Origin of the sequence: Streptomyces sp. S063 (assembly GCF_002832675.1) — a bacterium.
Lineage (GTDB): Bacteria > Actinomycetota > Actinomycetes > Streptomycetales > Streptomycetaceae > Streptomyces > Streptomyces sindenensis.
In genome coordinates, this window is the sequence record NZ_CP021707.1 from 2,737,755 (window position 1) to 2,749,877 (window position 12,123).

The 12,123-nt window shown below is 69.9% G+C and carries 10 protein-coding genes and 1 pseudogene; 4 read left to right on the plus strand and 7 right to left on the minus strand.

Annotated features, from left to right (window positions below):
- Positions 1–42: 42 nt before the first annotated feature.
- Positions 43–594, minus strand: coding sequence for a hypothetical protein (locus CCZ36_RS12320; RefSeq protein ID WP_128817652.1), 552 nt, complete (start codon positions 592–594; stop codon positions 43–45).
- A 57-nt stretch (positions 595–651) separates the two neighbouring features.
- On the opposite strand from CCZ36_RS12320, the gene CCZ36_RS12325 reads away from it, so the two are divergent.
- Positions 652–1,905 (plus strand): tyrosine-type recombinase/integrase, encoded by a 1,254-nt coding sequence (locus tag CCZ36_RS12325; protein WP_237302642.1) that lies wholly within the window; start codon positions 652–654, stop codon positions 1,903–1,905.
- A gap of 199 nt (positions 1,906–2,104) precedes the next feature.
- On the opposite strand, the gene CCZ36_RS12330 is transcribed toward CCZ36_RS12325, so the two are convergent.
- Positions 2,105–3,262, minus strand: coding sequence for an acyl-CoA dehydrogenase (locus tag CCZ36_RS12330; RefSeq protein WP_010059900.1), 1,158 nt, complete (start codon positions 3,260–3,262; stop codon positions 2,105–2,107).
- A gap of 207 nt (positions 3,263–3,469) precedes the next feature.
- Here CCZ36_RS12330 and CCZ36_RS12335 point away from each other — a divergent pair, with 207 nt between their 5' ends.
- Positions 3,470–4,813 carry a UDP-glucose dehydrogenase family protein gene (locus CCZ36_RS12335; protein ID WP_069737485.1) on the plus strand — a complete coding sequence of 448 codons (1,344 nt, stop codon included), beginning with the start codon at positions 3,470–3,472 and terminating at the stop codon, positions 4,811–4,813.
- Between the two features lie 45 nt (positions 4,814–4,858).
- Positions 4,859–6,055, plus strand: coding sequence for a GDSL-type esterase/lipase family protein (locus tag CCZ36_RS12340; RefSeq protein WP_128817654.1), 1,197 nt, complete (start codon positions 4,859–4,861; stop codon positions 6,053–6,055).
- A 3-nt stretch (positions 6,056–6,058) separates the two neighbouring features.
- Here the strand turns inward: CCZ36_RS12340 and CCZ36_RS12345 are convergent, their stop codons facing one another.
- The 3 genes and pseudogenes from CCZ36_RS12345 to CCZ36_RS12355 all read right to left on the minus strand — a co-directional run bounded on the left by CCZ36_RS12345 (position 6,059) and on the right by CCZ36_RS12355 (position 8,890).
- Entirely contained in the window at positions 6,059–7,243 is a 1,185-nt protein-coding gene (locus CCZ36_RS12345) for a dipeptidase (protein ID WP_128817655.1), read from the minus strand.
- A gap of 11 nt (positions 7,244–7,254) precedes the next feature.
- Entirely contained in the window at positions 7,255–7,803 is a 549-nt protein-coding gene (purE, locus tag CCZ36_RS12350; RefSeq protein WP_069737482.1) for a 5-(carboxyamino)imidazole ribonucleotide mutase, read from the minus strand.
- Positions 7,800–8,890, minus strand: a pseudogene (locus CCZ36_RS12355) (5-(carboxyamino)imidazole ribonucleotide synthase). Before CCZ36_RS12355 ends, purE begins: the two are co-directional and overlap by 4 nt.
- A gap of 213 nt (positions 8,891–9,103) precedes the next feature.
- Between CCZ36_RS12355 and CCZ36_RS12360 the strand changes: the two are divergent.
- Positions 9,104–9,697: a GtrA family protein gene (locus tag CCZ36_RS12360; protein ID WP_069737481.1), complete on the plus strand. Its 594-nt coding sequence runs from the start codon at positions 9,104–9,106 to the stop codon at positions 9,695–9,697.
- Positions 9,698–9,717: 20 nt separating this feature from the next.
- On the opposite strand, the gene CCZ36_RS12365 is transcribed toward CCZ36_RS12360, so the two are convergent.
- Together CCZ36_RS12365 and CCZ36_RS12370 are read right to left on the minus strand one after the other, a co-directional pair.
- On the minus strand, positions 9,718–10,983 hold the full coding sequence (locus tag CCZ36_RS12365; RefSeq protein WP_069737480.1) for an ATP-binding protein: 1,266 nt from the start codon (positions 10,981–10,983) through the stop codon (positions 9,718–9,720).
- Between the two features lie 115 nt (positions 10,984–11,098).
- On the minus strand, positions 11,099–11,776 hold the full coding sequence (locus tag CCZ36_RS12370; protein ID WP_069737479.1) for a response regulator transcription factor: 678 nt from the start codon (positions 11,774–11,776) through the stop codon (positions 11,099–11,101).
- Positions 11,777–12,123 lie beyond the last annotated feature (347 nt).

Here is a 12,123-nt window from a genome sequence, read left to right on the forward strand (position 1 = left end):
GACGACGATTTCGGGGAGTGCCTGCTTAAGTCGTAGCGGACGTCAGTCCTGGTCGTCATCAGAATTAACGAAGGCTGCGAGAACCTCCGTGGCTTTCTCGGTCAGTTCGCCGCCTGCCTTGCCCGCAACCGTGGTCAGGTAGCCCTCTCTTCGCGCACGCTTGAGATGGTCCTTCACGGTCTCGGGACGGCGGCCGATGAGCCGCGCCAGCCACGGAACAGGAGCCGGAGCGCCCAGGTCGGCCATGGTCTTGTAGGTCGAGGCCAGCATGGCCAAGTACGGGTCTGACACACCTTCGCTGGTCAGCAACAGGCCCGCCGCCGACCCTGCTTCCTCGACCTTCGCCGTTACCTCCTCCATGCCCTGCTGAAGCTCAGGCGCCTTCTCTGCCAGCTTCATGGCCGCCGCAAGGTCGAGTCTCCGCAGAACAGTCGTAGAGATCCCACGCGCCACGTCACGCGCGGCGGAGCCGTCCGCCGCCTCGACAGTGATCCGCTGCGGCCCTCCGGTAATCGGTCCCGTCGGCCACCACATGCGGATCACCCAAGCCCCTTGCGTCTGGGTGATCTCGAACCCGCTCTCATTCGCTTCCACACTTTCGAACGTACCACACAGGGTGAGCCACCCTGTGTTGACAACCCAGGGTGGACCATGCGCAGACTGGATCATGCCGGATATCCGGCGCAACGCCGGGCCGTCCGTGCGTCATCGACAGAGGGGGGTGCCTCAGTGGCAAGGGCATGGGTCGCACGATCCAAAGACGACCCGAAGAAGTGGACGACGTTCTGGTACGACCCTGACGGGAAGCAACGGCAGAAGACGTTCGCCACCAAGACGCGGGCGGACGACCAGCGCAAGCGCAAGGAACAGGAACTCGACGCCGGAACGTACCTCGACGATCGGTTGGGCAAGCAGCCGGTGACGGCCGCCTGGGAGCAGTGGACCAATCAAAGGAAGCTGGAGAACAGCACCAAGAAGCAGTACCGATCCATCCTCAACACGACCATTGAGCCGTTCTTCAAGGCCCGTTCGATCGTGTCCCTGAAGATTGCCGACGTTGAGCAGTGGCTTTTGTGGATGGAGCGGGATCGGAAGCTGTCGGCACGCACTCGACGCCAACGGCTCTCGTTCTTCTCCGGGATGATGGACTGGGCCGTCGCCAACGAGATCATCGGCCGGAACCCGTGCAAGAAGGTCAAGGGTGCCGGGAGCCGCGCCAAGGAGATCAGGGAACACAAGAGCACCGCGCGGCGGCTCACGACGCGGGAAGTCCTGGCGATGCTGGATGCCGCTCCTCCGCGATACCGCGCAATGCTGTGGCTCATGGCCGGGTGCGGTCTACGGCTGGGTGAGGCCATGGCGGTGTCCCGCGATCAGATCGACTTCAAGGCCGAGACGCTTCGCGTCGACTTCCAGATTGCGGAGGACGGCGACACGGAGTCGGGCAAGAACAGCGCGATCCAGCGTCGGCACATCAAGGCTCGGGACGAAGGCGAGCCAGGGCGTACCGTCCCTCTCCCGCCGAACGTCGCCTTCAAGCTTCGGCGACACATCAAGAACCACTGCGTATGGGGGCCGGAGCGGCTCCTCTTCCCCAACATCACGCGGACCGGGTACCTCTACGCGTCGTACTTCTACCCGAAGATCTGGATGGAGGCTCTGGGCAAGGGCCAGGTGAAGTACTGCAAGGCTCACTCACTCCGGCACTACTACGGGTCGCGGCTGTTGTACGCCGGAGTCCCTGAGAACGACGTGGCCGACTGGATGGGCCACAGCAGCACGGACGTACTCAGGGAGCACTACCACTACATCTTCGAAGGGGCCGAGCAGCGCGGTCGGGCAGCCATCGCAACCATGCTGACGCCCGGTGCCGACGACCCCACGGAGGCGTCAGAGGTCGCCTGATGCACGTACGACAACAGCCCCCGGCATCACGCCGGGGGCTGTGTTGTTTGTGCTGGTCAGTGGCCCTTTTGAGCCTGTCAGTCGCCCAGGATTCCCCCAGCATGACGCCCATGAACGCCCCCGATCGGGGCGCAACGGGCGGGAAGCCGAGAGTCTTCCTCGAGGCCGTGGAGATAGCCCCTGACCTGCAAAAACGCAGCTAGGGAAGGTTCCTTGCCATCACGATCCGCTGAACTTGGTTCGTGCCTTCATAAATCTGCGTGATCTTGGCGTCGCGCATCATGCGCTCCACCGGGTAGTCCCGCGTGTAGCCGTAGCCGCCGAGCAGTTGGACGGCGTCCGTGGTGACCTCCATCGCGACGTCCGAGGCGAAGCACTTGGCCGCCGCGCCCTGGAAGGTCAGGTCCGCGTCACCGCGCTCCGACTTGGCGGCGGCGGCGTACGTGAGCTGGCGGGCCGCCTCGATCTTCATCGCCATGTCCGCCAGCATGAACTGGATGCCCTGGAAGTCCGCGATCGGCTTGCCGAACTGCTTGCGCTCCTGGACGTACCCCTTGGCGTAGTCCAGCGCGCCCTGGGCGATGCCGAGCGCCTGGGCCGCGATCGTGATGCGGGTGTGGTCCAGGGTCTTCATCGCGGTGGCGAAGCCCGTGCCCTCCTCGCCGATCATGCGGTCCGCGGGGATGCGGACGTTGTCGAGGTACACCTCGCGGGTCGGGGAGCCCTTGATGCCGAGCTTCTTCTCCGGGGCGCCGAAGGAGACACCCTCGTCGGACTTCTCGACGACGAACGCCGAGATGCCCTTGGAGCGCTTGGTCGGGTCGGTGACGGCCATGACCGTGTAGTACTCGGAGACGCCCGCGTTGGTGATCCAGCGCTTCACACCGTTGAGGACCCAGAAGTCGCCGTCGCGCACGGCCTTCGTCTTCATGCCCGCCGCGTCGGAGCCGGCGTCCGGCTCGGAGAGGGCGTACGAGAACATCGCGTCGCCCTTGGCCAGCGGGCCCAGGTACTTGGCCTTCAGCTCCTCGGAGCCGGAGAGGATCACCGGGAGGGAGCCGAGCTTGTTCACGGCCGGGATCAGGGAGGAGGAGGCGCAGACGCGGGCCACCTCCTCGATCACGATGACCGTGGCGAGCGCGTCGGCGCCGGCCCCGCCGTACTCCTCCGGGACGTGGACGGCGGCGAGGTCCGACGAGACCAGGGCGTCCAGCGCCTCCTGCGGGAAGCGGCTCTCCTCGTCGACCGCGGCGGCGAAGGGGGCGATCTTCGACTCGGCGAGCGCGCGGATGGTCTCGCGGAGCATGTCGTGCTCCTCGGCCGGACGGTACAGGTCGAAATCGGTCGAACCCGCCAAGACGCTCACTCCCCAGATGCTAACTACCGTTAAGTAACTCAATTTTAGTGCGCGGACGGCCCGGCGGCATACGTGACGAGCACGTGAGCTTGCCGACAGGGGTGGGGCACGGAGGAGGTACCGGTCATATCCGGCGGTGAATTCCGGCCTCCGGGTCCGCGACTATGCTCGGTCCGCACGTCCGTCCGTACCTCCCAGGAGCACTCCATGGCCCTCAGGATCACTGTGATCGGCACCGGCTATCTCGGCGCCACCCATGCCGCGGCCATGGCCGAGCTGGGCTTCGAGGTCCTGGGGCTCGACATCGTTCCGGAGAAGGTCGAGCTGCTGTCCGCCGGGCGGGTTCCGATGTACGAGCCGGGTCTGGAGGAGTTGCTTCAGCGGCATGTCGCGGGCATCGAAGGGTCCACCGGGCGGCTGCGCTTCACCACCTCCTGGGAGGAGGTCGCGGAGTTCGGCGACGTCCACTTCGTCTGTGTGAACACTCCGCAGAAGCACGGCGAGTACGCGTGCGACATGAGCTACGTGGACAGCGCCTTCGACGCCCTCGCCCCGCGTCTGACCCGGCCGGCCCTGGTCGTCGGCAAGTCGACCGTCCCTGTGGGCTCCGCCGCCCGGCTCGCGGACCGGCTCGCCGAGCTGGCTCCGGTGGGGGCCGGGGCCGAGCTGGCCTGGAATCCGGAGTTCCTCCGCGAGGGCTTCGCCGTGCAGGACACCCTCCACCCCGACCGGATCGTCGTCGGCGTCACGAGCGAGAACGCCGAGAAGCTGCTCCGCGAGGTGTACGCCGTACCGGTCGCCGAGGGCTCGCCGTTCGTCGTCACCGACTTCCCGACCGCCGAGCTGGTCAAGACCTCCGCCAACTCCTTCCTCGCCACCAAGATCTCCTTCATCAACGCGATGGCCGAGGTCTGCGAGGCCGCCGACGGAGACGTCGTGAAGCTCGCCGAGGCCATCGGGCACGACGACCGGATCGGGAAGAAGTTCCTGCGGGCCGGTATCGGCTTCGGCGGCGGCTGCCTGCCCAAGGACATCCGCGCCTTCATGGCCCGCGCCGGTGAGCTGGGCGCGGACCAGGCGCTCACCTTCCTCCGCGAGGTCGACTCCATCAATATGCGGCGCCGCGGCCACATGGTGGAGCTGGCCCGCGAGGCCGTGGGCGGCGGGTCGTTCCTCGGCACGCGGGTGGCGGTGCTGGGCGCCACCTTCAAGCCCGACTCCGACGACGTACGCGACTCCCCCGCGCTCAACGTCGCCGGGCAGATCCACCTCCAGGGCGGCCAGGTGACCGTGTTCGACCCGAAGGGGATGGACAACGCCCGCCAGCTGTTCCCGACCCTCGGGTACGCGGACTCGGCGCTGGAGGCCGTGCGCGGCGCGGATGTGGTGCTGCACCTGACGGAGTGGCGCGAGTTCCGCGAGCTGGACCCGGCCGAGCTGGGCGAGGCGGCCGCCCGCCGGATCATCCTGGACGGGCGCAACGCCCTGGACAGCGCGGTGTGGCGCGAGGCCGGATGGACCTACCGGGCGATGGGCCGCCCGAAGGCCTAGCCGGCCCATTGGCTTCGCCCCGCCTCCCGTGGACAGGCTGAGGCCATGGACGACTCGCACGGCTGGATCACCACCCCGCTCACCGCCGACCTTCTGCGCGGCGCGCTCGACCTGGAGCGCACCGCGCGCGGCGGTCTCCTCCCCCACCGGCTGCCCGCCCCGGCCCGGGCGCGGGCCGGCGGCGACGAGCAGGTGGCGCAGGCGGAGTCGCAGCCCTCGGGGGTGCGCGTGGTCTTCTGGACCCGGGCCACCGCCGTGGAGCTGGACGTCCTGCGCACGGTGGTGGGGCACCGGGGGCTCCCGCCCCTCCCGAACGGTGCGTACGACGTGTACGTCGACGGGGAAGCGGCCGGCCGGGCCACGGCGAGCGGCGGCAACGTGCTGATGGTCGACCTGTCCGACGGGTCGCGGGAGCTGTTCCCGGGCAGCCCCGGGACCGTGTCCTTCACCGGGCTGCCCGCGCGGGAGAAGACCGTCGAGATCTGGCTGCCGTACACCGAGACCGTAGAGCTGACCGGGCTGCGCACCGATGCTCCGGTCGAGGCGCCCGAGCCGGACGGCCGGCCGGTCTGGCTGCATCACGGCAGCTCCATCAGCCAGGGGTCATCGGCCGACAGCTCCGCCACCGCCTGGCCCGCTCTGGCCGCCGCGGCGGGAGGTGTGGAGCTGGTCAACGTCTCGCTGGCAGGCAGCGCGCTCCTCGATCCGTTCGTCGCGTGCGCTCTGCGGGACGCCCCCGCCGACCTGATCAGCGTCAAGATCGGCATCAATGTCGTCAACCACGACGCGATGGGGCTGAGCGACTTCGGCCCGGCCGTGCACGGGTTCCTCGACACCGTCCGCGACGGGCATCCCACCGCGCCGCTGCTCGTCGTCTCGCCCGTTCTCTGCCCCGTCCACGAGGACACCCCGGGGCCCGCCGCCCCGGACGTCTCCGACGGGCGGGTGCGGTTCACGGCCCTGGGTGACCCGGCCGACGCGGCTCGCGGCAAGCTGACGCTGCGCGTCGTACGGGAGGAGCTGGCACGGATCGTGGCGGAGCGGGCGGCCGACGACCCGTGGCTGTCCTACCTGGACGGCCTCACCCTGTACGGCGAGGCCGACCACGCCGAGCTGCCGCTGCCCGACCGGCTGCACCCGGACGCCGCCGCCCACCGCCGCATGGGCGAACGCTTCGGGGCGTTCGCCTTCGGTCCGGGGGGACCGTTCGCGGCGGTGGGCGGCGGGGGGAGCGACCGGTAGGCGTCAGCCGTCCAGCTCGGCGATCGTGGCGTGGGACGGGCCGCGCCTGCTCTGCTCGTCGCGGGCCACCGCTTCCGCGTCGCGCAGCACCCGTACGGAGTTCTGCCAGGTCAGCTTGGCGAGGTCGCCCTCGGACCAGTGACGTCGCAGGAGCTCGGCGATCAGGTTCGGGTAGCCGGCGACGTCCTCCAGGCCGCGCGGGGTGAACGCCGTGCCGTCGTAGTCGCCGCCGATGCCGATGTGGTCGATGCCCGCGACGGCGCGCATGTGGTCGAGGTGGTCCGCGATGGTGGCGACGGTGGCCTCGGGGCGCGGGTAAGCCGCCTCGAAGTCCTCGTGGATGCGCATCGCGACCGGGGTGGTGTCGAGGTGGTGCAGCCCGTGCTCGCGCATGTTGCGGTCGGCGGCCAGGGTCCAGGCGACGGCCTCGGGCAGCACGAACTTCGGGACGAAGGTCGCCATCGCGACGCCCCCGTTGGCCGGGAGGGCCGCCAGCACGTCGTCGGGGATGTTGCGCGGGTGGTCGCAGACGGCGCGGGCCGAGGAGTGCGAGAAGATCACCGGCGCGGTGCTGGTGGCGAGCGCGTCGCGCATGACGCCGTCCGCCACGTGCGAGAGGTCGACGAGCATGCCGATGCGGTTCATCTCGCGGACGACCTCGTGGCCGAAGGCGGAGAGGCCGCCGAGGCGCGGCAGGTCCGTCGCGCTGTCGGCCCAGTCGATGTTGTCGTTGTGGGTGAGCGTCATGTAGCGGACGCCCAGGTCGTACAGGGCGCGCAGGGTGCCCAGCGAGTTGTTGATGGAGTGGCCGCCCTCGGCGCCCATCAGGGAGGCGATCCGGCCCTCGGCGCGGGCCTTCTCCAGGTCGTCGGCGGTGAGCGCCCGTCGCAGGTGCGTCGGGTAGCGGGCGATCAGCTCGCCGACGACGTCGATCTGTTCCAGGGTGGCGCTGACGGCCGCGTCCCCGGTGAGGTCGGTGCGGACGTACACCGACCAGAACTGGCCGCCGACCCCGCCGGCCCGCAGCCGGTTCAGGTCGGTGTGGAGCAGGCCGCGCTGGTCGGCGGCGATGTCCCGGGCGTCGAGGTCGTAGCCGACCTGTTCCCGCAGGGCCCAGGGGAGGTCGTTGTGGCCGTCGACGACGGGGTGGGCGGCCAGGAGTTCGCGGGCGCGCGCGAGGTGATCCATGGGGCCGCCTCCTACTTTCCGAAGCCGAAGGAGTCCGAGCCCTGGACCTTGGAGCGCAGCCGCTTGCCCTTCTCCGTCGCCTGGTCGTTCAGCTCCTGTTGGAATTCCCGCATCCGCTCCTGGAGCGCGGGGTCCTGCGTGGCCAGGATCCGGGCGGCGAGCAGGCCCGCGTTGCGTGCTCCGCCGACCGAGACGGTGGCGACCGGCACCCCGGCGGGCATCTGGACGATGGAGAGCAGGCTGTCCATGCCGTCCAGGTACTTCAGCGGCACCGGCACGCCGATGACCGGCAGCGGGGTGACCGAGGCCAGCATCCCGGGCAGGTGGGCCGCTCCGCCCGCGCCCGCGATGATCGCCTTCAGGCCACGGCCCGCGGCCTCCTCGCCGTACGCGATCATCTCGCGCGGCATGCGGTGGGCGGAGACGACGTCGACCTCGTAGGGGATCTCGAACTCGTCGAGCGCCTTGGCCGCCGCCTCCATGACGGGCCAGTCGGAGTCGGAGCCCATGACGATGCCGACGAGAGGGGCGGCGGGGGATCCGGTGCCGGGGGAAGTCATTCGGTGATCGTTCCTCGCAGGTAGTCGGCCGCGTGCCGGGCGCGCTCCCGCACGTCCGCCAGATCGTCGCCGTAGGTGTTGACGTGGCCGACCTTGCGGCCGGGCTTCACGTCCTTGCCGTACATGTGGATCTTGAGCTGCGGGTCGCGGGCCATGCAGTGCAGGTACCCCTGGTACATGTCCGGGTAGTCGCCGCCCAGGACGTTGCACATGACCGTCCAGGGGGCGCGGGGGCGCGGGTCGCCGAGCGGGAGGTCGAGGACCGCCCGTACGTGGTTGGCGAACTGCGAGGTGATCGCGCCGTCCATGGTCCAGTGGCCCGAGTTGTGCGGGCGCATCGCCAGCTCGTTGACCAGGATGCGGCCGTCTCGCGTCTCGAACAGCTCCACCGCGAGGTGTCCGACGACGTCCAGCTCCGCGGCGATGCGCAGCGCGAGCTGCTGGGCCTCGCCGGCCAGGGTCTCGTCCAGCTCCGGGGCCGGGGCGATCACCGTGTCGCAGACGCCGTCGACCTGGATGGACTCGACGACCGGGTAGGCGACGGCCTGGCCGTGCGGCGAGCGGACGATGTTGGCCGCCAGCTCCCGTACGAAGTCGACCTTCTCCTCCGCGAGGACCGGGACCCCGGCGCGGAACGGGTCGGCGGCGTCCTCCTCGGAGCGCACCACCCACACGCCCTTGCCGTCGTACCCGCCGCGCACGGTCTTGAGGATGACGGGGAAGCCCCCGACCTCCTCGGCGAACGCGGCGGCGTCGGCCGGGTCGCTCACGATGCGGTTACGGGGGCAGGGGGCGTCGATCTCCGCCAGCCTGGCGCGCATCACCCCCTTGTCCTGGGCGTGCACCAGGGCATCGGGGCCGGGGCGCACGGGGATGCCGTCCGCCTCCAGGGCGCGCAGATGCTCGGTCGGCACGTGCTCGTGATCGAAGGTGATCACGTCGCAGCCGCGCGCGAAGGCGCGCAGGGTGTCCAGGTCGCGATAGTCGCCGATGACGACCTCGCTGACCACCTGGGCCGCCGAGTCCTGGGGGTGTCACTGAGCAGCTTGAATTTCAGGCCGAGGGGGATACCCGCCTCGTGGGTCATGCGGGCGAGCTGACCGCCGCCGACCATGCCGACTACCGGGAACGTCACGTGTCCAGGGTATCCGCCACGCCGGTGGTCCCCGGACGGCCGTACGGATGGCCGCACGGCCGCCGCCCCCGTGGACTCACGGGCGTCACACGGGTGGGCTGGTTAGCATGGCGGGGTTGACGCGGTTGCGTCGACGCCATCGAACGGACGGACTGAGCGATCACCATGAGCGAACGGGGCGCACTGCGGGCCCGGCTTGATCTGCTGGCCCGGGAGGTGGCCAAGTTCGGCGCGGTCGGCGCGGTGGGACTGCTGGTCAACATCGCCGTCTTCAACCTGCTCCGGCACACGACCGATCTCCAGGTCGTCCGGGCGAGCGTGCTGGCGACCTTCGTCGCGATCCTCTGCAACTACGTGGGCTTCCGCTACTGGACCTACCGGGACCGTGACAAGACCGGCCGGACCCGCGAGCTGACGCTCTTCCTGCTGTTCAGCGCGGCGGGCGCGGTGATCGAGAACGGTGTGCTGTACCTGGCGACGTACGGCTTCGACTGGAACAGCCCGGTCCAGAGCAACGTCTTCAAGATCCTCGGCATCGGGCTCGCGACCCTCTTCCGCTTCTGGTCCTACCGCACGTGGGTCTTCAAGGCGCTCCCCGCCGAGATCCGTCCCGTCGAGGCCCCGCCCGCCGAGACCCCTGCCGCAGAGGCCTCTGCCGCGGAGACTCCTCGCGCAGAGGAGGCCGCGCGCTCCGCGGAGCGGTTTCTGGAGCAGCGGCGGCCGGCGGAGACCGTAGAGCCCGATCCCGTACGGAACTGACGTGCGGCGTCCGTCGTTGTTCAGCGCACCGGGCGCTCAGGGGGCCTGCGGTCGACCGGGACCCGGCTGAGGAAGAGCGCGAAGACCGCCGGGTGCTGCTGGAGCAGTTCCAGCCGCCCGCCGTCCGCCTCCGCCAGGTCGCGGGCGACGGCCAGGCCGATGCCGGTGGAGTTGCGGCCGCTGATGGCCCGCTCGAAAATGCGCGCCCCCAGTTCGGCGGGGACGCCGGGGCCCTCGTCGGTGACCTCGATGACCACCTGGTTGCCGGTGACCCGGGTGCGCAGGGCGACGGTGCCGCCGCCGTGCATGAGGGAGTTCTCGATCAGCGCCGCCAGGACCTGGGCGACCGCGCCCGGGGTGCCGACGGCCCGCAGCCCGTGCTTGCCGGAGCAGACGAGGGCCCGGCCCGTGGAGCGGTAGGCGGGGCGCCACTCCTCGAGCTGCTGCTTGATGACCTCGTCGAGGTCGAAGACGACGGCGGAGCCGGTGCGCGGGTCGCGGGAGTTCGTCAGGAGCCGCTCGACGACGTCGGTGAGGCGCTCGACCTGGGTGAGGGCGATGTTCGCCTCCTCCTTGACCGTCTCGGGGTCGTCGGTGACGGAGATCTCCTCGATCCGCATGGAGAGCGCGGTCAGCGGTGTCCGCAGCTGGTGCGAGGCGTCCGCGGCCAGCCGGCGTTCGGCGGTCAGCATCCGGGCGATCCGCTCGGCCGAGGAGTCCAGGACGTCGGCGACCCGGTCCAGCTCGGGCACTCCGTACCGCTTGTGGCGCGGGCGGGGGTCCCCGGAGCCGAGGCGTTCGGCGGTCTCGGCGAGGTCGGTGAGCGGGGAGGCCAGCCGGTTGGCCTGGCGTACGGCGAGGAGCACGGCCGAGATGATCGCCAGCAGCGCCACCGCGCCGATGATCAGGAGGGTGCGCCCGACCTCGCGGGTGACGGACGAGCGGGACTCCTCGACGGTGACCTTCTCGCCCCCTTCGCCGGTCTCGGTGGCGCGCAGGACGGAGCCGGTGGGGCGGTCACCGACGGAGATGGGCTTGCGGCCGGGGATCTCGATCAGCGCGTACCGGGCCGGGTCGATCTGCTCGGCCAGCACGCCGGAGTTGATCGCCTCCTCCCCCAGCAGCCGGCTCTCGACCACGCTGATCAGCCGGAGCGCCTCGGACTCGACGCTCTCCTGGGCGCTGGCGCTGATGGTGCGGGTCTCCACGATCACCAGCGAGACGCCGAAGACGGCGATGACGACGAGCACCACGGCGAGCGTGGAGTTGATCAGCCGGCGACGCATACCCGCCGCCTCATGGGGCCGTCGGGACGGTTCTCAGGACGCACGGGACGCACAGGACGCACGGGACGCATGGGTGCTCGGTACGTCAGCTCTTCACGCATGGGTGCTTCGTACGTCAGCTCTTCTCGAACCGGAAGCCGACGCCCCGGACGGTGGCGATGTAGCGCGGATTGGCGGCGTCGTCACCGAGCTTCTTGCGCAGCCAGGAGATGTGCATGTCGAGGGTCTTGGTGGAGGACCACCAGGTGGTGTCCCAGACCTCGCGCATCAGCTGGTCGCGGGTGACGACCCGGCCGGCGTCCCGGACGAGGACCCGCAGCAGGTCGAACTCCTTGGCGGTGAGCTGGAGTTCCTCCTCGCCCATCCAGGCGCGGTGCGACTCGACGTCGATCCTGACGCCGTGGGTGGCGGGCTGCGGAACGGGCTCGGAGGAGCCGCGGCGCAGCAGGGCGCGGACCCGGGCGAGCAGTTCGGCGAGCCGGAACGGCTTGGTGACGTAGTCGTCGGCGCCCGCGTCCAGGCCGACGACCGTGTCGACCTCGTCCGCGCGGGCCGTCAGCACCAGGATCGGGATGGCGTGGCCGCCGGCCCGGAGTCTGCGGGCGACTTCGAGACCGTCCATCCCGGGCAGCCCCAGGTCGAGGACGACCAGGTCGATACCGCCCTGGAGTCCGGCGTCGAGCGCGGTCGGACCGTCCTGGCGGACCTCGACCTCGTAACCCTCCCGACGCAGTGCGCGGGCCAGGGGCTCCGAGATGGATGCGTCGTCCTCGGCGAGCAGTACACGGGTCATGGACTGATGGTAGTCCGGCCGGGAGGCCCGGAGTGAGGCACGCGACGTCACCTGCGGGTCAGTGCCACAAAGAGGATGGGGACCTTTGAATATGGGAGCCTGGTTCCATCAGGACCTGTGATCCATGTCTCAAGTCCTTTCATATCCCGCCGTGTCGTGTCGTATGGTGTCCCGACGCCTGTTGCACTACTCAAGGACCTTTGGGCAGCCATGAGCGCCAAGGGTCCCTTTTGTGTGCGGGGCCGGTTCCCGCCGGCCCGCTCTGAGTGAATGACCTGTGAGCCGGGCCCGGAACGCGAGGACGCGCCCCGGGTGTGGATCCCGACGCGGTTCTTCCCCGCTCCACG